22 protein-coding genes are annotated in these 24409 nt (G+C 44.7%); 11 read left to right on the top strand and 11 right to left on the bottom strand.

Annotation, left to right across the window (positions count from 1 at the left end):
* Positions 1-5: 5 nt before the first annotated feature.
* Entirely contained in the window at positions 6-887 is an 882-nt protein-coding gene (locus tag OPS25_RS09790) for a fructosamine kinase family protein (protein ID WP_265617521.1), read from the bottom strand.
* A gap of 247 nt (positions 888-1134) precedes the next feature.
* Here OPS25_RS09790 and thrS point away from each other — a divergent pair, with 247 nt between their 5' ends.
* The 8 genes from thrS (at position 1135) to OPS25_RS09750 (ending at position 9339) form a co-directional block, all read left to right on the top strand.
* Positions 1135-3048 carry a threonine--tRNA ligase gene (gene thrS / locus OPS25_RS09785; protein WP_265617520.1) on the top strand — a complete coding sequence of 638 codons (1914 nt, stop codon included), beginning with the start codon at positions 1135-1137 and terminating at the stop codon, positions 3046-3048.
* A 115-nt stretch (positions 3049-3163) separates the two neighbouring features.
* Positions 3164-3703, top strand: a complete 540-nt coding sequence (gene infC / locus OPS25_RS09780; protein ID WP_265617592.1) for a translation initiation factor IF-3 — start codon at positions 3164-3166, stop codon at positions 3701-3703.
* A gap of 116 nt (positions 3704-3819) precedes the next feature.
* Complete coding sequence (gene rpmI, locus OPS25_RS09775; RefSeq protein ID WP_018981376.1) at positions 3820-4017, top strand: 50S ribosomal protein L35; 198 nt, start codon at positions 3820-3822, stop codon at positions 4015-4017.
* A 17-nt stretch (positions 4018-4034) separates the two neighbouring features.
* Positions 4035-4391: a 50S ribosomal protein L20 gene (gene rplT / locus OPS25_RS09770; RefSeq protein ID WP_169209315.1), complete on the top strand. Its 357-nt coding sequence runs from the start codon at positions 4035-4037 to the stop codon at positions 4389-4391.
* Between the two features lie 211 nt (positions 4392-4602).
* The gene (pheS, locus tag OPS25_RS09765) at positions 4603-5583 is read left to right on the top strand and encodes a phenylalanine--tRNA ligase subunit alpha (RefSeq protein ID WP_265617519.1); all 981 of its coding nucleotides are present in this window, start codon (positions 4603-4605) and stop codon (positions 5581-5583) included.
* A 12-nt stretch (positions 5584-5595) separates the two neighbouring features.
* Positions 5596-7983 carry a phenylalanine--tRNA ligase subunit beta gene (gene pheT / locus OPS25_RS09760; RefSeq protein ID WP_265617518.1) on the top strand — a complete coding sequence of 796 codons (2388 nt, stop codon included), beginning with the start codon at positions 5596-5598 and terminating at the stop codon, positions 7981-7983.
* A gap of 3 nt (positions 7984-7986) precedes the next feature.
* Positions 7987-8283 carry an integration host factor subunit alpha gene (gene ihfA / locus OPS25_RS09755; RefSeq protein ID WP_265617517.1) on the top strand — a complete coding sequence of 99 codons (297 nt, stop codon included), beginning with the start codon at positions 7987-7989 and terminating at the stop codon, positions 8281-8283.
* 483 nt (positions 8284-8766) lie between these two features.
* Positions 8767-9339 carry a hypothetical protein gene (locus OPS25_RS09750; protein WP_265617516.1) on the top strand — a complete coding sequence of 191 codons (573 nt, stop codon included), beginning with the start codon at positions 8767-8769 and terminating at the stop codon, positions 9337-9339.
* 40 nt (positions 9340-9379) lie between these two features.
* On the opposite strand, the gene OPS25_RS09745 is transcribed toward OPS25_RS09750, so the two are convergent.
* Complete coding sequence (locus OPS25_RS09745) at positions 9380-11653, bottom strand: penicillin acylase family protein (protein ID WP_265617515.1); 2274 nt, start codon at positions 11651-11653, stop codon at positions 9380-9382.
* 88 nt (positions 11654-11741) lie between these two features.
* Between OPS25_RS09745 and nagZ the strand changes: the two genes are divergently transcribed.
* A complete protein-coding gene (gene nagZ / locus OPS25_RS09740; RefSeq protein ID WP_265617591.1) occupies positions 11742-12737 on the top strand; it encodes a beta-N-acetylhexosaminidase in 996 nt (331 codons plus the stop codon).
* A 63-nt stretch (positions 12738-12800) separates the two neighbouring features.
* Here the strand turns inward: nagZ and OPS25_RS09735 are convergent, their stop codons facing one another.
* The 6 genes from OPS25_RS09735 to OPS25_RS09710 all read right to left on the bottom strand — a co-directional run bounded on the left by OPS25_RS09735 (position 12801) and on the right by OPS25_RS09710 (position 20221).
* Positions 12801-13355, bottom strand: coding sequence for a hypothetical protein (locus OPS25_RS09735; protein ID WP_265617514.1), 555 nt, complete (start codon positions 13353-13355; stop codon positions 12801-12803).
* 359 nt (positions 13356-13714) lie between these two features.
* Complete coding sequence (locus tag OPS25_RS09730; protein ID WP_265617513.1) at positions 13715-14203, bottom strand: DUF6265 family protein; 489 nt, start codon at positions 14201-14203, stop codon at positions 13715-13717.
* Positions 14181-14705, bottom strand: coding sequence for a cob(I)yrinic acid a,c-diamide adenosyltransferase (locus OPS25_RS09725; RefSeq protein WP_265617512.1), 525 nt, complete (start codon positions 14703-14705; stop codon positions 14181-14183). Before OPS25_RS09725 ends, OPS25_RS09730 begins: the two co-directional genes overlap by 23 nt.
* 2 nt (positions 14706-14707) lie before the next feature.
* Positions 14708-16072, bottom strand: a complete 1365-nt coding sequence (locus OPS25_RS09720) for a CsiV family protein (protein WP_265617511.1) — start codon at positions 16070-16072, stop codon at positions 14708-14710.
* A complete protein-coding gene (mfd, locus tag OPS25_RS09715) occupies positions 16069-19566 on the bottom strand; it encodes a transcription-repair coupling factor (protein ID WP_265617510.1) in 3498 nt (1165 codons plus the stop codon). Before mfd ends, OPS25_RS09720 begins: the two co-directional genes overlap by 4 nt.
* A gap of 58 nt (positions 19567-19624) precedes the next feature.
* On the bottom strand, positions 19625-20221 hold the full coding sequence (locus OPS25_RS09710; protein WP_265617509.1) for a PilZ domain-containing protein: 597 nt from the start codon (positions 20219-20221) through the stop codon (positions 19625-19627).
* 166 nt (positions 20222-20387) lie between these two features.
* Between OPS25_RS09710 and OPS25_RS09705 the strand changes: the two genes are divergently transcribed.
* Complete coding sequence (locus OPS25_RS09705) at positions 20388-21593, top strand: lipoprotein-releasing ABC transporter permease subunit (protein ID WP_265617508.1); 1206 nt, start codon at positions 20388-20390, stop codon at positions 21591-21593.
* Positions 21594-21682: 89 nt separating this feature from the next.
* The gene (locus tag OPS25_RS09700) at positions 21683-22246 is read left to right on the top strand and encodes a phosphoribosyltransferase (protein ID WP_265617507.1); all 564 of its coding nucleotides are present in this window, start codon (positions 21683-21685) and stop codon (positions 22244-22246) included.
* 13 nt (positions 22247-22259) lie between these two features.
* On the opposite strand, the gene OPS25_RS09695 is transcribed toward OPS25_RS09700, so the two are convergent.
* From OPS25_RS09695 to OPS25_RS09685, 3 genes are all read right to left on the bottom strand, one after another.
* A complete protein-coding gene (locus OPS25_RS09695) occupies positions 22260-22904 on the bottom strand; it encodes an energy-coupling factor ABC transporter permease (RefSeq protein WP_265617506.1) in 645 nt (214 codons plus the stop codon).
* Positions 22905-22917: 13 nt separating this feature from the next.
* A complete protein-coding gene (xthA, locus tag OPS25_RS09690) occupies positions 22918-23727 on the bottom strand; it encodes an exodeoxyribonuclease III (RefSeq protein WP_265617505.1) in 810 nt (269 codons plus the stop codon).
* Positions 23728-23791: 64 nt separating this feature from the next.
* A complete protein-coding gene (locus tag OPS25_RS09685) occupies positions 23792-24343 on the bottom strand; it encodes a heme oxygenase-like domain-containing protein (protein WP_265617504.1) in 552 nt (183 codons plus the stop codon).
* Positions 24344-24409 lie beyond the last annotated feature (66 nt).

Raw genomic sequence — 24409 nt, 5'->3', positions numbered from 1 at the left:
AATCCCTAATACTGATGAAGAAATTGCTGAATAATAGATTGGGAGGATGACACATAATCGCCGCCAAATAAAAGGGCATGATTAAGTAAGTGATACAATTGATAGACCTGTTTGCGGGCTTCGTAACCCGGGTTGAGCGGAATGCTTTCATAATAAGCGCGATAAAAATTGCCGTTAAATCTGCCAAATAATTCAGTCATGGCGATGTCGGTTTCGGCATCGCCAATGTAAATGGCGGGATCGAAAATAACCGGCCCGTGTTTACTGAAGCCTATGTTGCCTGACCATAAATCTCCATGCACTAGAGAAGGCCGCGGTTTGTGATCTGAAAGAAAAATGAGTACGCGTTCGACCAGTTGATCGGGGTTTATCATGCGAATATTTTTATGTGCAAGCATTTCTAACATCGCGCCGATTCGTTGTTCGGCAAAAAAATGTGCCCAGCTTTGCGAAGGGGTATTGGTTTGGACGGTTGCGCCAAGGTAATTGGATTGCTGCCAGCCAAATTGATTGTCAGGTGGAGGAAATTGGTGCATTGCGGCAAGTTTCTCACCCAATTCGGACCAAGCGTTGTCTGAACTGGATTGAAACTTAATGTGCTGCAGGACCAGATAGCTCACCGGCTTTTCATTTGTAGTAATTTGCCCCCAACAAACTACGCTCGGACACCCCAGCGTGCTCGTGGCGCGGATTGCAGCCAGTCCTTCTGCTTCCTGGGTAAATGCAGAGAGAGGGAGTACCGTTGAAGTTTTAACGAAATATCTATGTGTATCGTCTTTGACGATAAAGCAGTCATGCGTGTCTCCCCCAGCCACACGATGGTAGTTTTGGACAACAAAATCAATCTGCGCTTGTTCACTGATATGTTCGCTGATGAAATGCCACATAGTTTGGGTTTGTTGTTAAGCAAGATAATACGAAAGTATGACAAAGAATCAGTGCATTTCCAGAAAGGCCCACCTTTCTTTCGTCGAATATTAGGATATTAAGGAAATACCGTTGCATAACGAAAGCTTACCGTTATAATCCGTTGGTTCCGGGCGTTGTCGCCCTCACGATTCGCAGTTAGCGGTAAATCAAATAGATAAAATACAAGTGGCACAGAGTAGGTGTCACCACTGTTAAGGAATTTTCATGCCTGTAATTACACTCCCAGACGGAAGTCAACGCGTTTTCGACCACCCAGTTTCAGTTTTAGATATCGCTCAGGATATTGGTCCCGGCCTAGCTAAGGCAACCATTGCCGGGAAAGTCAATGGTGAACGTGTGGATGCGGTTGATATCATCGAGCACGATGCGAATGTACAAATTATCACTGCGAAAGATGAAGACGGCCTGGAAATTATTCGCCATAGCTGCGCTCACTTGATTGGTCATGCCATTAAACAGCTTTGGCCAGACGCTAAGATGGCAATTGGCCCTACCATTGATAACGGCTTTTATTATGATGTGGATATGTCCCATAGCCTGACTCAGGAAGATCTGCAGACGTTGGAAAAACGCATGCTTGAGTTGGCAAAAACCAATTATGATGTAGTGAAGAAAAGGGTGAGCTGGGCGGAAGCCCGTGAAGTATTTGCCCAGCGAGGCGAAAGCTATAAAATTGAAATTCTAGACGAAAATATTAGTCAGGATGATCGTCCTGGGTTATATCACCATGAAGAATATGTGGATATGTGTCGGGGGCCTCACGTTCCCAACATGCGTTTTTGTCACCACTTTAAACTAATGAAGGTAGCTGGTGCATACTGGCGTGGTGACAGCGAAAATAAAATGCTTCAACGTATTTATGGTACCGCCTGGGCGGACAAGAAACAGTTGAAAGCTTACCTGAATCGTCTCGAAGAAGCTGAGAAACGCGATCACCGTAAAATAGGTAAGTCGTTAGATTTATTTCACTGGCAAGAAGAAGCGCCTGGTATGGTATTTTGGCACAATGACGGCTGGAGTATTTATACCGAGCTGGAAAAGTTTATTCGAGGCTTATTGCGTAAATATCACTATGATGAGGTTAAGGGGCCATTGATGATGGACCGCTCATTATGGGAAAAATCCGGACACTGGGACAAATACGCTGAGAACATGTTCACTACTGAATCGGAAAAACGCGAATATGCGATTAAGCCGATGAACTGTCCTGGCCACGTACAGATTTTCAATCAAGGCCTTAAATCTTATCGCGACCTGCCTATTAGAATGGCTGAGTTTGGTTGTTGTCACCGGAACGAGCCTTCCGGCGCGCTGCATGGGTTAATGCGCGTACGGGGCTTCACCCAGGATGATGCCCATGTTTTCTGCACTGAAGAACAAATCGAAGCAGAAGTGGGTAGCTGTATTGATATGGTTTACGAAGCCTATGAAACCTTTGGTTTCAAAAAGGTGGCGGTTAAATTGTCCACACGTCCGGAAAAACGTGTAGGCAGCGACGAAATCTGGGATAAGTCAGAAAAAGCATTAGCAGATGTGTTAAAAGATAAAAACATCGAGTTTGCTTACTTACCAGGTGAAGGTGCCTTTTACGGTCCTAAGATTGAATTCACCTTGTACGACTGTCTTGACAGAGCATGGCAGTGTGGAACTGTGCAATTAGATTTCTCCATGCCTAACCGTCTTGGCTCCACTTACGTGGCGGAAGATGGCGAACGTCGGGTTCCGGTAATGATCCACCGCGCAATTTTAGGCTCGCTGGAGCGTTTCATTGGTATTTTGACTGAAGAATTTGCTGGGTGGTTTCCGCTTTGGCTTGCTCCCCAACAAGTGACGGTGATGAATATTACCGATAAACAGTCTGAATTTGTCACTGAATGTGTACAAAAGTTGCAAGAATCTGGATTTAGAGCAAAGTCTGACTTGAGAAATGAAAAGATTGGCTTTAAAATTCGCGAGCACACTCTTAAAAGAGTACCATATATGCTTGTCATTGGTGATAAAGAAGTGGAAGCCGGTGAAGTTGCGGTACGAACCCGCAAAGGCGACGATCTTGGTAAAATGTCACTCGATGCATTTATGGATAAAATTCAGCAGGAAATCGCTGATAAATTGATTTAATATCTTAATCTGATATCAGATTAAGATTAGTGGTATACTCGCTGTGCCACGACGGTGCCCCGACCACAATGGAATGGTTTTGGGCGTTGGATTTTAATTTTTGGAGGAATAGCACATTAAAGGCGCTAATAATAAGGCTCAGGGCGATAAAGCCCGCATTAACGATGAAATCAAAGTCAATGAAGTTCGACTCATTGGTGTAGAAGGTGAACAGATTGGGGTAGTACCGATTTCAGAAGCTTTGAAAAAAGCAGAAGAAGTAAATCTGGATCTGGTCGAAATTAGTCCGAATGCTGAGCCGCCAGTCTGTAAGGTTATGGACTATGGCAAATTCCTCTTTGAAAAAAGCAAGGCTCAGAAAGAGCAAAAGAAAAAGCAAAAGCAAATTCAGGTCAAGGAGATTAAATTTCGCCCTGGCACTGATGAAGGCGATTACCAGGTAAAACTGCGCAACCTGCGTCGCTTTCTGGAAGGTGGTGACAAAGCCAAGGTCACAATCCGCTTCCGCGGTCGTGAAATGGCGCATCAGGATATTGGCATCGACTTACTGAATCGGGTTAAAACCGAATTGGAAGACATTGCTAACTGTGAGTCTTTCCCCAGAAGGGTGGAAGGCAGACAGATGATCATGGTGCTCGCCCCAATTAAGAAGTAGTAGTGGTCTAAAGTTTTCAGGATTCTGCACCCCGAAACACCCTGCTGCAAATGTAACCGGTGATATGATGACTGCACATCACATAAGCCGATATTAAACAATGCGGAGTTTTAGCAATGCCTAAAATGAAATCTAACAGTGGAGCAGCCAAGCGCTTTAAAAAGACTGGCTCTGGTCGCTTCAAAAGTAAACAGTCTCACTTACGTCACATTCTGACTAAGAAGAGTACTAAGCGTAAACGTCACTTACGTGGCAAAAAACTGGTTCATGATGCTGATACCAAATTGGTACAGCGTATGTTGCCATACGTTTAAGACGAGGAGACTGAATAATGGCTAGAGTAAAACGCGGTACTATCGCACGTGCCCGTCATAAAAAAGTTCTAAAGCAAGCTAAAGGTTATTACGGCGCTCGTAGTCGCGTATATCGCGTAGCTGTACAGGCTGTAACTAAAGCTGGTCAGTATGCTTATCGTGACCGTCGTCAGCGTAAACGTCAATTCCGTCAATTGTGGATTGCACGTATCAACGCGGCAGCTCGTCATAATGGTATGTCATATAGCCGTTTCATAAACGGTTTGAAGAAAGCGTCTGTCGAAATTGATCGTAAGATCCTTGCCGACATCGCAGTACATGACAAAGCAGCATTTAGCGCATTAGTCGAAGCGGCTAAAGGCGCGTTAGCTTAATTATTAACTAATTAAGTTTAAGTTCTTTCGGAAAACGGCGAACCAGGATGGTTCGCCGTTTTTCGTTGTAGGGCCGAAATTTCTATAATATGCATAAAATTTTTGATTATCTGCGTGAACAGGTAGCGATGGGAACAGCCTGTCGTGTAAACTACGCTTTTTGAATTTTTAGGCTGACTGTTAACCAGTCATCATGCCAATCGGGGAAATCATGGAGCTTGAAGCAATTATCAATCAGGCCAAGGCGCAGATTGAGACTGCAAATGATGCAGCATCACTTGACCAGGTCAGGGTCGAGTTTATGGGTAAAAAGGGTAAGCTTACGGATCTGTTGAAAGGATTAGGTCGTTTATCGGCTGAAGAACGTCCGGCTGCGGGTCAGAAAATCAATCTGGCCAAGCAGGAAATTCAACAAGCTATCAGCGCCAAAGGCGATGCGCTGCGCACCGCAGAAATGAATAAAAAGCTCGCTGAAGAAGCCATTGACGTTACGTTACCGGGTAGGGGTGAAGTTGCAGGAAACCTGCATCCTGTAAGCCGCACGATAGAGCGCATCGAATCTTTCTTTTCACAACTTGGCTTTGCAGTGAAAAGCGGTCCAGAGGTGGAAGACGGCTTTCATAATTTTGACGCTTTAAACATACCCGCTAATCACCCAGCGCGTGCTGATCACGATACGTTCTACTTTAACCCGGATGTCATGCTACGCACGCAAACGTCGGGTGTGCAAATTCGAACAATGGAAGTGGAAAAACCACCTCTACGCATTATCTCACCTGGCAGAGTATATCGTAACGATTACGACCAAACACATACCCCAATGTTCCATCAGGTGGAAGGGTTGATGGTGGATAAGCATGTCAGCTTTACCGAGTTAAAAGGCATTCTGCATGATTTCCTACATCACTTCTTTGAAGAGTCCTTACAGATTCGCTTCAGACCTTCCTATTTTCCGTTCACTGAGCCATCAGCGGAAGTGGATGTGATGGGTAAAAACGGTCAATGGTTAGAGGTACTGGGTTGTGGAATGGTCCATCCAAATGTACTAAAGGCGGTCAACATTGATCCAGAAGAATACACCGGGTTTGCGTTCGGGATGGGCGTGGAGCGCTTGACTATGCTTCGCTATGGCGTTAACGACTTGCGCGCCTTCTTCGAAAATGATTTACGTTTCCTCAAGCAATTCAATTAAGGCAAGTGACTAATGAAGTTCAGTGAAAAATGGTTAAGAGAGTGGGTTAACCCGGCAGTGCCAACTGCAACGTTGTCTGAGCAACTTAGTATGGCGGGCCTTGAAGTAGATGGTGTAGAACCGGTCGCGGGTGAGTTTGAGGGCGTAAAAGTAGGTAAGGTCGTAGAGTGCGGCCAACATCCGAATGCCGATAAGCTTCGCGTTACAAAAGTGGATGTTGGTGAAGGCGATCTGCTCGATATTGTTTGTGGAGCACCCAACTGCCGTGAAGGTTTGATGGTCGCCGTAGCGGTTGTGGGAGCTGTACTACCGGGCGATTTTAAGATCAAAAAGGCCAAATTGCGTGGCGAACCTTCAATGGGCATGTTATGCAGTTTTTCTGAATTGGGAATCAGTGACGATCATTCAGGTATCATCGAATTGCCTGCTGATGCCCCTATTGGTCGGGATATCCGTGATTATTTAAATCTCGATGATTTAACGATAGAAGTAGATTTGACACCGAATCGGGCAGACTGCCTGAGCATTCGAGGTGTGGCACGTGAAGTTGCAGTACTTAATGAACTTGATGTGAATGAACCCGAAGTACCGGCTGTTGAACCTGCAATCGAGGCCAAGTTATCAGTAGCACTGAATGCGCCTAAGGGGTGTCCGCGCTACCTTGGCCGAGTAGTGAAAAACGTTAACGTTACGGCCTCATCGCCACTATGGTTAACCGAAAAACTACGCCGATGTGGTGTACGTAGCATAGATCCCATAGTTGATGTAACGAATTTTGTCTTGTTAGAGCTGGGGCAACCCATGCACGCCTTTGATTTAAATAAAATTGAAGGTGGCGTCCAGGTTAGAATGGCAAAACAGGGTGAATCATTAACGCTGTTAGATGAGACTACCGTTGAATTGTCTGATAACACGTTAGTCATTGCAGATGATAACAAAGCCTTGGCAATGGCGGGTGTGTTTGGCGGTTTAGATTCTGGCGTCTCATCTGACACGAAAGATATCCTGTTGGAAAGTGCATTTTTCAGTCGTGATGTCATTATGGGTCGGGCGCGCCAGTACGGTTTACATACCGATGCGTCACATCGCTATGAACGCGGTGTAGATCCCCAACTCCAGCATAGAGCCATGGAACGAGCCACTGCATTAATCTTGCAAATCTGCGGAGGAGAGGCCGGTCCTGTGGTGGAAGCGGTGGAGGAAACTTTGTTGCCGCAAGTAAATGCAGTGACCTTACGCCAAGACAGGTTGAATCGGGTTTTAGGAATAGAAATTGACCCAGCAAAAGTCACGCAGTTACTTTCTCGATTGGGTTTGGCCACCACCTATGCGAATGAAAAATGGAATACCATTGTTCCTAGCTACCGTTTCGATATCGCTATTGAAGAAGACTTAATTGAAGAAGTTGCGCGTATTTATGGATACAACAATATTCCTGATGTAGCGCCAACGGCACACTTACAAATGTTGCCGGCAAAGGAGGCGCAATTATCTGACGCCCAATTAAAATCCGTATTATTACAGCGAGGTTACCAGGAAGCCATTACCTATTCCTTCGTAGACCCTAAAATACAGCAAACACTTTACCCAGATATCGCTTCGCTGACACTCCCGCATCCGATATCTTCTGACATGTCAGTCATGCGAGTCAGTGTTATCCCAGGCTTGCTCGGTGCCGCTGCTTACAATCAAAAGCGTCAACAATCACGCATTCGCTTTTTCGAAACGGGATTAAAATTCGTCGCTGATGAGGCCGCCCCTAATGGTGTTATACAAACGCCCGTGATAGGTGGTTTGATTGTGGGCAAACGTAATGTAGAACATTGGGATTTAGATGATAACGCATTTGATTTTTATGATATCAAAGGTGATGTCGAAGCCTTATTAGCACAGACAGGCAAGGGTTCTGAATTCACGTTCGTTTCATCTTCGCAATCTACGTTTCACCCTGGCATGGCCGCGGATATAGAATTTAATGGTAAAAAAGTTGGCGTGATTGGCGCAATTCATCCACAATTCATGAAGTTGCTTGGATTAAATGGTCGGGTTTTTGTATTTGAACTTGATCTTAGCGAGATTAATACGCGTAATTTGCCACAAGCAAAACCCATTTCTCGCTATCCCGCAAACCGTCGTGATATCGCCATTACAGTTAAAGATGACATCGCGGTAGGGGATATACTAAAATTCGTAGAAAAAATTGGCGTAAATCAACTAGTTGGCCTAAACTTGTTCGACGTATATAAAGGTAGTGGAATTGAACCCGGCTACAAAAGCCTGGCAATGACGCTTATTTTGCAGGATACAGACAAAACTTTAGAAGAATCTGAAATACAACAAGCCGTTAATGCGGTTATTTCAGGACTGGAGTCAGAGTTTGAGGCAGCGTTAAGAGAGTAGACTATGGCATTGACCAAAGCCGAGATGGCTGAACACTTATTCGAAAAATTAGGCATAAACAAGCGTGATGCAAAAGATTTAGTAGAAGCTTTTTTTGAGGAAATAAAAGCGGCACTTGAATCAGGTGAACAAGTGAAACTATCAGGTTTTGGTAACTTTGATCTGAGGGATAAAAATGAACGCCCTGGTCGAAATCCTAAGACTGGTGAAGATATCCCCATTAAAGCCAGAAGGGTGGTAACCTTCAGACCCGGACAAAAATTAAAAAGCCGGGTTGAAAACTCCAAACCCAATGAGTAATACCGTTTAGTTTCTCTATCATTAATATAAAAAACAGTCGACGTAAATTCGACTGTTTTTTTATGCAAGGGCTAACCAAATGGATTTGCAGTTTACATACATGTGCGTTCGGCTAATACCTGATTTGAGCGTTAGATATGTATCAACTGAATAAGTATCACGCGCAATTTTAGCCGCCGCTTCTTATCACAACCTGTGATTTGCCTTACTCCTGTTTAACATCCCGTGTTTTTACATCTGTGGCTTTCAAGTGATATCGCTTCCGTTTTATTTCATACGAGCAAAGCGTTTGAGCAAGATGCATTGAAATACTGGAGCCTCATTCTGGCGTCAAGTAAACAGCGTAAAATGGTTATCTCGATTGCGTGGAATAATAATTCGACTATTAAACCAATTTACCCGTCCAAATATTCACCGCAGTACTATTTTTGTCTCTCAACTATGCTAAATTGCCAAATAAATTTTTATGATAGTGGAGATGACATGAAGCGTTTGGCGTTAGTCGGTTTGTTGGTGTTAACGATTACCGTTGTAGGTTGGTTTGGATGGTTATCGAGAGAATCAGCCAGCGATGAAGTTGTTCCCGTCATTACGGTCATGGATATTTTGCATGCCACTGATTTGCAGGAAGGCATAAAACAAGGGGTGTTAGAAAATGACCCGGATAAGGTCGCATATTGGCTTGAAAAGGCGAAAGAGGTCGCTGAAGCGGCGCAACTGCCAGCCTCCGATCTTGCTTACTTAGACTCGCGCCAAGCAAAAGAATACGTCAAGTTTAATGCTAAGCGGAGCTTATTTAATGATGAATTCGAACAGCGCTTTTACGCCCTAAAGGGCATTGAGTCGTTAAAGGAAAAGTATCCTGAAGCAAGGGATCTTTTTGCCAATGCGGAACGGCTACTGGCAAAACGTGATCAAATCGTCATGAACATTGCTTCGACACTGTCAGATGGCGCCGCGCCTGGCGAAGCTGAGATTAAAAAGGCTAAATCAATGTGGATGGAGCGTTACCAGCAGCAGACCGAGAACGAAAAAAGCGATGAGTTAACCCAATAGATTGCAACCTACACGGACGGCATACGCCGCCCGTTTTCTACTAATTTCTCGGCGTGATGATAAGGGTATGCTCAATTTCCCCTGGCAACAGCGGCGTAGAGCGATGCTGCGCATAATCATCAAACCCTGTTTTATAATACGGGGAGAGTGGGTGGCCCGATTGACCACCGGGAATGGTCATTATCGCTTTTTCCAGATGTTTAGGTTGAACGAAAAAGCGTTGGGACGCCCCAAACGCTGGAAGTTGTACTGCAGGCATGTAACTATCACCATACCCTTTTACTTTCTCCATATTCAAATAATTCGCCAGCGGCGGGATTTGTTTTGCGAAAGGATGGTTCACTTGCAAGGCGTTTATTTCTCCCCAATTTAACTCGGCAAGTGACTGGGTGTTATGTTTCTTAAACAATCTCCGCTTAGCCTCATCATACTGCGCTATTAAATATGTACTCCATGACTTTTGTTCAGCAGGCAGCCAACTTCCAGGTTGTTGCGTGATCAGTTGCCACAATGCGGGTTCAATTTTTCGATGTAATGGTGCTGGATCTATTCCCTTCTCACGCAGCGTGCTGAATATGGGGCTGAACACTGCATCGATAACCGCTGAGCGGTATCGTCTTACCAAAGTGTATCCAACCGACGATTCACACGCGCAGCTCTGCCAATTTTTGAGTGCTTGAATATCCTCAGCATATCGATTTGGTGCTGTTTGCAACAACGATAACAAGTGTTGCTGCCAGGGGGATAAAAACTCGGCTTTATTGTCTAGTTGAATAGCGTAAAAGTCGCTTTCGTCAAACACTTCTTTTTCGAATAGACGTTGTTTAATTTGTTTAGCCCGTGCACCTAATGCATAACCGCCATCACCGAAACGTGATAATTGCTCAACAGATATCACCCGCGAATTTGCTGTCCATATCCTGTTGTGGAATGGGTTTTTCACCGTAGGAAGATGTGTTTCGTTGTGTGCCCAGCCTTCGTGCCACTGTTCTTCAGTTATTGCACTCAAGGAGGGGGTGGGACGCGCTGAGACGGCACCACCAGGCATCCACGCGGTATTGCCATTTTTATCTACAACCACAAAGTTTTGCGCTGGTATAGCCATGCTTTTAGCCAGCTCAAGGGCTTCATCTACCGATTGGGCAAGATCTAAATTAGTAATATTCAAATTTACCGCGTAGGGAAAATGCGCTACCCAGGTCAATGCATACCGTTTGCCGTCGATATTTTTGACGGGACCATATGGGCTCATCTCTAACTCGTAATCATGTTGGCTCTCGCCTGCCTCAATGCGTTCCACAAACATACTTGTTTTGGTAGATTCGGTCAGCTCAACCCAGTCAACATTATCCAGGTTTGAATTGGTAAATCCCCAGGCTATTGCGCCATTTGTTCCTACCACTACACCGGGCAATCCAGGCAGAGAGACGCCAGTTAGCTGGACATTTTTATCGTCACGTTGGTAGTTCAATTGAGTGCGGTACCAGATAATGGGCACGCGTAATCCTAAGTGCATATCGTTCGCTAACATACCGCTGCCAGTTCGGGTTAGCGCACCTGTTACTGCCCAGTTGTTACTGCCTATATCAAGCGGTTCGAGGGTGGGAGCGTAGGTAAGGTTATCGGGAATATTTAATTCGGGAATGGGGGGGTGAGTATCAGCGATGACGCTGGAATCAAGTGCAGCCTGATAAGGACTCGGCTGCGCAAGAAAATTGTGCATGGAGGTACCAAAATAGCGTATTACACCAGTTCGGGCCATATCAAGTTCTACCTGCCCAAGTTGCAGATCCATATACATAGAATAGGCAACCAAAATACTGTCTTGGGGCGTCCAGCGGGCAGGCGAGAATCCAGTCAATAGATATTCCATCGGCGGGGCAGTCAAATTCTCAATTATCTCATTGACCCCCTTGGAGTAAGCGATTAACAACGCCTGATTATCAGCATCTAACTGGCGAAAGACTGCATCAGCTCGTTGACGAAATTGATGAAAACGGGCTTCTTTATCAATCTCAATTAAGTTACTACCCAACCACTGAGCTAATTCACCTGCTGCCACCCGGCGTTGCAAGTCCATCTGCGTTAATCTGTCCTGGGCGTGGGCGAGACCCAGTAGATAGGCCGCGTCATTGCGGTTTTCGGCGGAAATAATAGCCTGCCCTAATGTATCCCGCGATAACGAACCTTGTGTACTGATGTTAGGCGAGGTGAGTGAACCATCAAGCGTTGGAAGGCTCAATCTAAGAATGATGATCAACGTAACGGAGGTAGCTAAGACAATGCTCAATATTCCAATAATCAGCCATTTCATCCAGTGAATCACGTGTTAAACTCCAGCTTTTTCGTCTATCCTAACCAACACGTTGAGTGAAGAGAAGTTACTTTTTAAGAGGTATGTGATGGGTCCCTTGATGATGGACTGTTCCGCAGAATTATTAACGGCGCAAGAGCGAGAGATGATTGGTCATCCATTGGTTGGCGGGATAATTTTATTTGCGCGGAATTATCATGATAGATCTCAACTGCAGGAGCTAATACAGCAAATTCGTAAAGCGAGTACCTCGCCCTTAATTATCGCCGTGGACCACGAAGGTGGCCGGGTACAACGCTTCAGGCATGAGTTTACGCATTTACCAGCCATGGGAAGTCTCATAGAATACGCTAGCTCAATGGAGGCGGCAGGGAAGCTTGCTCAAGCGTGCGGGATTATTATGGCCTACGAACTTAAATTGATGGATATTGATTTAAGTTTTGCACCAGTGTTGGACATAAACGGTGTGTCGAATGTTATTGGCGATCGTGCCTTTGCTGATAACGTTGATAATGTGACCTTTTTAGCGAAAGAATTCTTAACGGGTATGCGGCATATGAATATGCCGACGACCGGTAAACATTTTCCAGGACACGGAAGTGTTGAAGCGGATTCCCATATAGCGCTGCCAGTAGATGATCGTCCGCTAAATGCAATATTGAAGCAGGATACGGACGTATTTAAAGCATGTATTGAAGAAGGCCTGCTTGATGCCATTATGCCTGCGCATGTCGTTTATTCTGCGGTAGATCCGGAGCCGGCTGGTTTCTCGTCGTATTGGTTACAAACCATGCTCAGGCAACAATTCGGCTTTTCAGGAGTAATTTTTTCAGATGATTTGTCCATGGAAGGAGCTACAGTCGCTGGCAACTATTGTCAGAGAGGGGAGGCTGCAATGCACGCTGGATGCGACATGATTCTGGCCTGTAATAATCCAGCTGGCGCCGCTCATATTCTCGATAATCTGTCGCAAACGCATATTGGTAATCCGCGGCTGAGTCAGCTAATCCACCATAAATTACCTAAAGAAAGCAAGGCGTTGTATCAGGCTGCATTAAGTGTCCTGCAGCAAGCCATCCAGTGAAAAGCCCAAAAAGGGTCGGAGTCAATTAAGTTAGTTAAATGACTCCGACCCCTTTTTATGCAATTAGAGGTTAAACATGGCGATATTTTTACTGTTACAACTATACGGATCATCTTTATTTTCAGGTCCGATGATGCGTATGAAGTCGTAGCTAATATTTTCTAACAGCGGGTGAACTTGTTTTTCGAATTCCCTGGCTCTCACTTCAATCCGGCGTCCCTCCTTTTCTAAAGCGGAAAAGTCAGCTTCATGCGCCTTGATTAGGGTTTCCAGTTTTTCCGTTAGTGCTTTTTGTTCATTAAGAAGTGCTTTATTAATGAAAAGCATATCGCCTTCTTCTTTGACCGCACGCTCGGTTAATTCGCCTATTTGCTCTGAATAGCTATCAATGTCATCTTGAATGAGATGAATAGGTTGTGAAATCGATTCCATTCTATTTTCTGAAGATTTAAGTGCCCTATAAGCTTCGATTTGCGATGCGTTTAATTCATGTTCAGTTACTACTTCACAGTTATCAAAGGCAATTAAACGATATTCACTGGGGTTGGCCAAAGACAAATGAGTGGTGAATGCGACCATTCCTGAGGCAATAATTGCAACTTTGGTTAACTTTATCATGATGTGATCCTGTAAGATTTTCGTTAAGTTATTGACTAAGTCGCAGTCATGTGAAGAAAAGTTGTGCGAGCGGAATAAATTTTTGTTTTTGTTAGACGACCTGAATAATGTGGAACAGCTTAATGATAAAAAGTATGTATCCACGCCCGCTTCATTGGTGAAAAATACGCAACGAGGCCGCTAATTTATTCGTTCACTGCAATGTAGCGTGGAGTATTTTTGCTACTTTTTCTTGTTATGAATGTGGGGCCTTCATGTTAGTGCTGCGCTATGTCAACCCGGATAGGCTTTCACGACCGTGACGCAGAGTACGCATCCAAAATCAGAAGAATTATGTAATGAGTGATCCCTCGTGCCAACTAAGTGGAATCATTACAGGGGTATCTGGTTAACTGATAGGTAAATTCTTGCTGATTTGTGTCTATCACACCGCGAAGAGAAATGGTTAATTGCTTATGTTTTCGCTGATACGAAATAAGCTGGGGAAAGTCATGCGAAGGATTTTCAAATATAACCTGGTTTGTTGACTGCTCTAATAGCGCAAAGGTTGTACGTGTCTGGTTAGCGGGCGAAGCAATGTATGTCAATGTATCCGCGTTGGTTTTGATTTCAAGAAATTCATATTGGGTGGTGACACCATTCGCCACCGTAAATCCCACCCCAAACATTATGTTTCCCTCTAAGGGTAGCCAACGCTCCACCGTTTTCTTTTCTGCGGACTCATGCTTCCAGCAACCAGATAGCCACTGTAACGAAGGGAGGTCAGAAGCTTGTGGTGATGCGAAGGGCAACCAACACAGTGGAAAGATACATAACAGGGTGGGTTTAACGAGATATTTTCTCAACATCTTCAACCCCATTCGTCGCATTTTCATAACGAGCTAAAATAAAGAAATAGTCTGATAGCCGGTTTATAAACTGCATTATAACGGCTGGGATTTGGTGTTTTTCTGATAACGCAACGAGCGAGCGCTCAGCTCGTCTGCACACTGCCCGACAAATATGAGAGTGCGACGCACTCACGGTGCCTCCGGGTAAAATGAATGCTCGCTGTGGAGGAAGTTTCGTGCTGAGACGATCGATTTCATCTTCGATAGCCGCTACGTCTTCTATGGTTAACGAGGTTGTCGCCGAGATGGCAAAGCCAACTTCAAACAACGCATTTTGTATCGTTGATAACAAAGGGTTCGGTGGTTTACTGACACTTATTAATAATCCTATGTTGGAGTTGAGTTCATCCAGGTCACCGTATACCGTCAAAATCTCATCCGACTTAATTAAGCGTTCTGTTTTTTCAAGATAAACCTGAGTGTGCCCGGTGTCCCCTTTTTTTGTATAAATTTTTGCCATGGCTAATTCTCATCCATAGGTAACTGATGCCTTCTGATCTGCACTACCATTCCAAATAACGGGTGATCAAAGTAATGAATTTGCTTACTAATCACTCTTCGCATTTGCTGAAAAGGAATGGACACTAGGCGGTATTGCAAATCTTCCTGGTCATTTTGCTTAGCTGTCAGTGGGATCGGCTGACGATAAAATAGTTCACTTTCGATATGCAAGTAGGGCACGCGATTGATGTATTTCAAATACACTTTCATGTATCCATCAAGCTTCCAAATCGGAATACGGGCGAAATTCGTTTCCGTCGTCGAACCTTGTTTAGCCTTACGCTCATCATCTTTTATCGCAGCCATCATGCTGGCGAAGGGAACTTCCTGAGGTTCAGCTAACTGACGATACAAATCATTAAAAAACTCGTCTTGAGTGGCGTCTGCCACCCCTTCTTTAGCAAGTGTTAATTCAATCACTTCATCGCTTTTTTCATCGCCAGTGAGCGTGAACTGATTCGAGTAGTCATTTCCCGCGAATAACCTGACTTTGTCTGCTTTATCTTGACCAAACTTTACCTGTTGTCGCCAGGTCATGTGGAGAAGCCTGTTGAGGCCTCTTGCCTGCCGTATCTGTTGTGACAGCTTTGTCAATTCACGGGCGGAATCAGGCAATATGCGTGGATAGTTAGCAGCAGGATTATCATCCCCATTTAGCTCGATTTTAATCTCATCTGGATAGGGTATGGAATTATCTTCTCGATGCCATGTCCACTTACCATGTTCCCATGTAAGCCAAGGTGTTATCTCACGGCAAAATTGCATCCTTGGCACACTCGGACGTGGTGGAAGGGGCGGCAACGCATTATCCATCCATAGTTGAGCAATCCTTTGGGCCGTGACCGGGTCTGCTACACCTGAAGCCTGAATGTTACTGTCTGCATTAGGTTGAGCTGGGCGCGCCGCAGGTTCTATAGCGTAAGCAGCATCTGATGCAACGTCAGCGGGTAATTCGTTTTGTAGCGAATTTGAAACATCGTTAATTCTATTATTTTTACCATCTTGACGTACCTTCCATTTTTCATGCTCACGCAAAATGGACTCAACTGATGGTGGCGAAGTAAGCTGCAGCACATGGTCTTTTCCACATTCAGGAAGGCTTTGTTTTAAGTGGGTTATATCCGGTTGCAGCAAGTTGGTTATTAGGTCCAGATCAGCGTCCACGGGACGTAAGTTATCAGCAAAGGGGAATTGTTCATCAAGTTCTGTGAGGGCAACGGCACGATCAAATAAAATAACCTCTACGTCGAACCACCATTTATCATCGGCTTGAGCTCGCGCTAAATCCGAGATAAATAGTAAAGCGAATAAACATCGAAAATTCATTTTTTAATCGTTCCTTTTGCAAACGCGGCTAGCAATTCGCTGACAAACGTTAGGCGTGCCTTGGCCGAATCGGTTTGTTTGACAACTCTCAATTTTTGGCTTCCCTCGAATTTGAATGTATTAGATTGGGTTTGCACCAGTTGGATGATGAATCCTGGGTCGACTTTTGCATTTTCGCTGAATTCAATAGTACCACCTGCACTGGTCATATCCAGCTTAAGGATGCCCAAATCTTTTGCCATGAGTTTCAATTCAGCCACAGCGGTCAAGTTCTTAGCCGCATCGGGTAGTAAACCAAAACGATCGATACATTCAATCTGGAATTCATCAATTTCAGCCTTTGTAGCGCAGCTTGCCAGTTGCTTATATAAAGATAGGCGCGTGTTTACGTCTGCAATATAGTCTTCAGGTAACAACGCAGGAATTCGCAACTCAATCTCCGTTTGATTTGCAAGCGTATCATTTAACGTTGGTTCGCGACCCTCTTTCAATGCAGTCACCGCTTGATCCAACATGTCCATGTATAAGCTGAAACCAATACTGGTAATCTGGCCTGACTGACCTTCTCCTAATAATTCCCCTGCACCGCGGATCTCTAAATCATGGGTGGCCAGGGCGAAACCGGCGCCTAAGTCTTCCAGTGCGGCAATCGCCTCCAGACGTTTGGCGGCATCTTTGGTCATTCGCTTAGGGTGCGGCGTAAGCAAATATGCGTATGCCTGATGATGGGAGCGGCCAACGCGCCCACGAAGCTGATGAAGTTGGGCAAGGCCAAGATGGTCCGCACGATCCATAATAATGGTATTCGCAGTGGGTACGTCTATTCCTGTTTCAATGATTGTGGTACAAACGAGTACATTGTGACGTTGATGATAGAAATCACTCATCACTTGTTCAAGCTCACGCTCACGCATTTGGCCGTGACCGATAGCAACCCGTGCTTCGGGAACAATTTCGGCAATTTCCTCGGCGGTCTTAGCAATGGTGTCCACTTCATTATGCAAGAAATAAACTTGTCCACCACGTAATATTTCACGCATGATAGCTTCACGAATAGTGGCTTTATTTCTTTGTTGCACAAAGGTTTTTATCGACAAGCGCTTAGCGGGCGGCGTGGCGATAATGGATAAATCGCGCATGCCCGAGAGGGCCATATTCAGCGTACGTGGAATAGGTGTCGCGGTGAGCGTTAGTATATCCACATCTGCTCGCAGGGATTTAAATTTTTCCTTTTGACGAACGCCAAAACGATGTTCTTCATCAATGATGACCAAACCAAGGTCGGCAAACTTGATATCGTTTTGTAACAACTTATGGGTGCCCACCACAATATCAACTTTACCCTGTTCAATATTACCAATGATCTCTTTTTGACTTTTGCTACTAACAAAGCGACTCATTACCTGAATATTGAACGGCCAGTTAGCAAAGCGATCAACAAAGTTTTCATAATGCTGCTGGGCGAGTAGGGTAGTTGGTACCAGTATCGCAACCTGCTTACCCTGATTGGCCGCTAAAAACGCCGCACGCATGGCAACTTCAGTTTTACCAAAGCCGACATCACCACATACCAGTCTGTCCATGGCCTGTGGGCTACCCATATCTTGAATTACGGAAGTGATGGCTTGCTGCTGATCGGGGGTTTCCTCAAAAGGAAAACTGTCGGCAAAGGCATTATACTCTTCCCAATTTATCGGATATGCATAGCCAGGCTTTGAGGCCCGTTTTGCATAGACGTCGAGCAGCTCTGCTGCCACATCGCGTACTTTCTCGGCTGCCTTTTGCTTGGCCTTTGTCCAGGCATCAGAGCCCAAAGCATTGAGCGGGGCGTGTTCAGCATCTCCACCGGTATAACGGGCAATTAAGTGGAGCGATGATACAGGCACATACAACTTGGCTTGTTTCGAATATTCGATGCACAAGTATTCAGTGGTAACGCCTCCCGCATCCAACGTTTGCAGTCCTAGATATCGCCCAACCCCATGGTCCAAATGCACCACGGGTTGCCCGATAGATAGTTCTGCCAAGTTTCGAATGACGGCATTTTCATCGGTAGCAGCACGTTTCTCACGTAAACGTCGCTGGCTTATTTTATGTCCAAGCAGTTCTGACTCGGTAATGACTACAATACGCTCGGTGGGCGTTTGCCATATAAAGCTGTTTTCTACCTGGCCTACCGTGATCCCTACTGTTTCATCGCTGGTTAAAAAAGCGTTAAACCCTGCCGATGCAGCAGGACGAATACCTGATTTACTCAGTAACGCTAACAGATTTTCTCTTCTGCCTTGCGATTCAGCGCAAAACAGTACGCGATCTTGTTGTGATTTAGCCTCTTTGAGTAATTTTTTAAGTCGCTCTGCCGGATGTTTCTTTTGCGGTTCAAATGCAATGTCAGATAAAGGGGTAAAGCCTGCATTAAAGTGCCCGACTTTCTCAGGCAATGTCTCACTTTGTAAGGTGACGCGCGGCCACTTTTTTATTTCTTCAAATAACTCTGTTACCGGTAAAAAAACCTCTTCCGGAGGCAATAACGGGCGGGTTAAATCATACCGCAGTTGTTCATAACGTTCCGCAATGTCCTTCCAATGGGTTTCACTTGCGTGAAAAATATCGCCGTTTAAGAGAACCACGAACTCCGGGTGAAGGTAGTCAAACAGGGTGGCGGTGCTTTCAAAAAATAAAGGCAAGTAATATTCAATGCCACTGGGTAAGGTGCCTTTGTTGACCTGATAGAAGATTGATTCGCGCGCATTACTGGCATCAAATTTAGTTAAAAATTGCTGTCTGAACAGGGACAGCGCATCTTTATCGGTAGGAAATTCCCTTGCCGGCAGTAAACGAATCTCCGTAACTTCGTCGCTCGAACGTTGGTTATCAGGGTCAAAGAACCGGATGGAATCAATTTCGTCATCAAATAAATCAATACGGTAAGGCTTATTACTACCCATAGGAAACAAATCAATAATGCTGCCGCGTATTGAAAACTCGCTGTGACTCATCACTTGATTTACATGCAGATAACCCGCTTGTTCCAGCCTGCGCCTGAAATTATCTCGATCAAGCGTTTCGCCCTTATGTAACATTAACAGGTATTTATTCAGATAATCGGTCGGTGCAAGGCGCTGCATCAACGTATTAACCGGAACAATAAAGATACCTTTGGCTTTATTCGACAAGTAATAAAGTGTTTCAAGGCGTTGCGAAACAATATCCTGATGAGGGGAAAAGGCGTCGTAAGGTAATGTCTCCCAATCAGGAAAGAGGGTAACGGTGGCCTTGTCATCATTCAAAAAGAAATGTAGTTCACGCTCAAGCTTCATGGCCGACGGGGTGTCGGTAGTTAATACAAGCAATGGCCCGTCGTGCTGCGTATAGGCTTGGCTAACAACCATTGCTCGAGCGCTACTGGTGAGCTGCCCCCATTGCTGATGATCGCCAACCTTGGCGTGAGACTTTATTTTTGGTAAAGGAAGCGATGAACGTGAGGCAGTCATATCACCCTGTCACAAGTTAGTGGTATCGTTTAATAAGAAGTGTACTTTGTGCGCAAGTCTATAGCTCACGGCGCTTTTGCGAACGTTTACGCAATTGCTGCGTTTGCAAATGCAAACTCGCCCGCACAAGTAATTCCTGGTCTTCTTCCCGGATACGATTAAAAATGAACGCTATATGGTATTCATCTTCAGCCGGCTGACAAGTAATAACTTCACCATAGCAAAAAATAGCGGCAGCCTCTTCAGTTAAAAAAAGCTTCAATTCAGCTTTAGTTCCAATGGGGATTTCAGCATCATGGTGCACAACTAATCCACCACCACCAAATTTCACCGTTTCAAAGCGGGCTTCTGGCTCGTCCTGTTGTTGCAGGATGTAAGACATCATTAGATCTATTTTACGCGACTGTAAATTAAGATAGTCCACTAAGTCACTGGCATGTTCACTTAACCCACGTAATGGTCGTAGTGATTGTGAATGGACCGTTGACATCTCACTCGCGACTCGAAAAGCAAAAGGCATGACATCGTCAAACTTTTCCAGTTCTGGCAACACAAAGTCGTCGGTCAACAAATTGATATTGATTTTTATTGGATGGGCAATCATGAAAAATTCATCGAATTGCGCCTTTTTTTGTTCCAGCGTTAAGTTGTCCATCTAATCTACCTGATACTTCTCACTTCTCAACTTGTTAGTGCGCTAGCTTACACGTACTATAACGAGTTTACTATTGTTGCCTGTGCGCGAGTACTGCCATATTAATAGGCTGTATAATTTATATAAGTATAGGCATTGACTTAAGAAAGTGATCATTTCGTACACTATGTTAAATTCATTACCTGCATTTATCGCTCTTCGCTATTCAACGTCAGGGAAGCATAAAAGCTTTGTGGCGTTTATTAATCGTTTTTCAGTCGCAGGCATTGCGCTAGGCGTCATGGCGCTAATAGTGGTGGTGTCAGTAATGAATGGATTTGAAGGGCAGTTGAAGGAAAGGGTATTAGGTATTGCGCCGCATGTTGTCATTAAAGCGAACGATTCAAAAGCAATTGAGGATTTATCTACTTTTCCTGGCGTGGTCGCGGCAATGGATTTTCTCGAATCGGAAGGCGTGGTGCAGTCGCGCAGCGGGTTACGAGGTGTTCAATTACAGGGTGTCGACCCGCACATCATGCAAGAACACAGTATCGTGCAGTCAAAGCTACTGGCTGGGCAGTTTAACCACCTCAAACGTGGCAAGTATCATGTTGTGATAGGCAGAGCCCTGGCCGTGCAACTCGATCTTGACGTGGGTGACCGGCTGCGCCTATTGGTTGCGGGAGCTAGCATATATACCCCGTTTGGCCGCATGCCCGCGCAAAGATTGGTAACGGTTGGCGGCATTTATGATGTGGGCTCCCAATTAGACGATAAAGCAATTTTTTTACATGTTGAGGATCTGCAGAAGTTACTCAGAATGCCGTCCTCAGCACCACGTGATCGCCGCCTATTTTTAGAAGATGCGTTTAAATACCAGCAAGTGGTGCAGGCTTTGGATGATTTGCAAGTGGCCAGTGAGAATTGGCGGACTCGCCAAGGGCCATTATTCGACGCAGTGAAAATGGAAAAAAATATGATGTCGATGATGCTATTGCTGATCATAGCCGTAGCGGCATTTAACATTGTCTCCTCCCTGGTAATGGTGGTAACCGAGAAACAAGGCGATATCGCCATTCTGCGCACGCAAGGAATGCCGCGTAGCCAGATAATGAGTATTTTTATTTTTAATGGTGTGTTTAACGGCATGAAAGGTGCCTTAATCGGTGGCGTCTTAGGAATATTGCTCTCAACACAACTTAACAACCTCTTAACTTTATTGAATGTCCCCATCGCTTTTGCAGAAAACGGACTTGGCGTACCTATCGACTTACGCTGGTCACAGATAGCCCTGGTAATGGCCTTTTCTTTAATTTTGTGTGTGATCGCAAGTTTGTATCCAGCGTTCAAAGCGATGTCTGTACAACCTGCCAGCGCATTACAAAATGAGTAGATTTAGCAAGTGAGATTACGTTTAGACCGTGCAAAACAAGTCCGAATTCACTATACTCCCGGTCTTTTAATCATTACGCAGAAGTCAGTATGAAAAAGCATTATATTACCTCCCAGTCTTTATTAGAGGATAGCTTTCGCCTAGCTGCGAAGGTGTATGACGATGGATTTCGTCCTGATTTTATCATTGGGATCTGGCGGGGTGGGGCGCCCATCGGCATTGCGGTACAAGAGTTTTTTGAATTCAGAAATACGCCTACCGATCATATAGCGGTTCGCACCTCTTCTTATTACGGGATTAATCAGCAGTCAAAAGAAATCCGCGTGCATGGCCTGCATTATCTGGTGGAAAATGCCAATGCGGGTGATTCATTGCTAATCGTCGATGATGTTTTTGATTCAGGGCGTAGCGTGGATGCGTTGATCAAACAGATTAAAAAACTAATGCGTTTAAACGTACCTCAAGACATTCGCATTGCTTGCCCCTGGTTTAAACCTGCTAACAATAAAACGGATATCGAACCAGATTATTACATTAATAGCAGCGAAGAATGGCTAGTGTTTCCTCATGAAATTACAGGCTTGAGTGAAGAAGAAATTCGCGAGGGTAAAACCGAATTAAGTAGTGTGATGGATATACTATTTAAAAAGTAACGCTTGATGTAGTTTATTTATTATCGATATAAAATTTGTCATGAAACGTATAAATCCACTCAGGTTTATAAATTGTCAAAAGTGTTAAGGTCATTCCATTTAGCATGCCCTCAGGGAAGAGGAGCAGTGGAATTAAAATCAAATAGTTATCTTTTATCACCTCCCATTCATACATTCCATCTATAAAGTAGTAGCCTCCTAGTAAACCCATCTTTATGGCTATCATAGCCGCGCCGGGAAAAAAGGCACAGACAAAAATGTACACGAATAAGTTTCTGGGAATGCGGTGAAAGGAAATGATGTAAATAACATACGTTAAGGCGATAGGGGCACAAATACCTAACAAGCCATTCACCCCAAACATAGACCACGAATCTAAACCAATCACCGTCGTACCAGCCAAGGCGAAGCTGGCTGCTAAAATAGCAAAGCGAAATCCCAATATTAAGGCTAGCGCGGGAAGCCATAGAAAATGGACATCCAGCCCCGGAAATATGCCTGCCCTGAAAATCCACAGGAAGAATACCGAGGCCGCCGCCCCAAAAACAATATGCTGGCGGCGACTATCCGCACGAAATTGGGCGAACGGGATATTTTTAATTGTCAGGCCGATAACAATAATGAAAGCGACCAGACAGATAATTTGAAGAATAGTCAACGAGTGCACTCAGTTAAAGGTCGTATTCCGCCCAGACAGGGGCGTGATCCGACGGTTTTTCTATTCCGCGCAGTTCATAATCGATGCCCGCACTCTGCAGCGTTTCGTGCACGGGCAAGGTGCTTAGGATCAAATCAATTCTCAATCCGCGGTTGTCATTAAACCCTTTTGAGCGATAATCAAACCAGCTGAATTTGTCGTCAGTGTGCGGGTGTAAGTCACGGAAACTGTCTTTCAATCCCCACTGGTATACCGTATTTAACCATTCACGCTCCTCTGGCAAAAAACTGCATTTTCCTGTGCGCAACCAGCGTTTTTTATTTTCTTCGCCAATACCTATATCATTGTCTGTAGGTGAGATATTTAAATCGCCCATAACGATGATATTCTCATCAGGTTGGTGAGACGAATTAAGGTATCGCATAAGATCTTGATAGAACTTGCGCTTGGCAGGGAATTTTGTCTCATGATCGCGGTTCTCCCCTTGCGGGAAATAACCATTTAAAATTGTCACAGGCTTATCAGAAGCTCCTTTAAGCGTAACCATAATCATTCGGCGTTGGGCATCTTCTTCATCGGTAGGGAATCCCATAACCACGTTATCTGGTTTATCTTTTGTCAGCATAGCCACTCCGTAGTGACTTTTTTGACCATGATAAAAAACGTGGTAGCCCAACTCTTGGACTGCTTCAAGTGGAAACTGGTCGTTGTGTACTTTGATTTCCTGCAAGCCGATAACATCTGGTTGATGTTTATCAATGAGTGCTTTTAGCTGATGCAGGCGGGCGCGGATACCGTTGATGTTGAAGGAAATAACTTTCATCTATTGTGTTCTTTAGTCAGAATTCATTGTGCAATGGCAGCATACTACCAGATATGTTCATGATTCAAAGCGGTGCGGCATGTTTCCGAGTGTCAGTCGGGACAGAGACACACGTATGCTGGGTCTCATGTATAATTGCCTCAAACCATTTATTTGCATATCTAATGATTGTTTCAGCTTGGATCTCATCGTTTTGTAATTGTTGGCTAATAAACAGCTTGACCTGTAACCACTTTCCAGACTGTTGCGCCATTTTCTGGTAATAAGCGTTCGGTAACGACGCTTCATTTCTTCGCAACCACTTTAATAAAATTTGTGCCCCCATGCTTGAGCCCGCCCATACATAAGCTAAGGCAAGTAGCGAATGAATATCATCCGAGCCAACCGATAGGGGTTGCACCTGAGAAATATCGAAATGGGTATCCAGTTGAGACAAATCTTGATAGATAGCAGTCGAGATCGAATGGGGCTCTAACAGAGTTTTCAATTCAGTTTTAGTTTCGCTGGCGCCTAACGAGGTAATGCTTAGATGAAAAGCTGCCATCGTGTGCAGAATGTGCTGGTAACTTTGCTCATCGAAACGCTGCGGACACATTAATGTTGAGAACGGATACATTTTCTCCAAGCGTTTGTGAGAAGGTGCCGTTATGCGCTTAATGTGGTCAAAAAAACACGTATTAAT

Origin of the sequence: Alteromonas aquimaris (genome assembly GCF_026183695.1) — a bacterium.
Classification (GTDB): Bacteria; Pseudomonadota; Gammaproteobacteria; order Enterobacterales; family Alteromonadaceae; genus Alteromonas; species Alteromonas aquimaris.
This window is presented reverse-complemented; position numbering and strand designations above follow the sequence as displayed.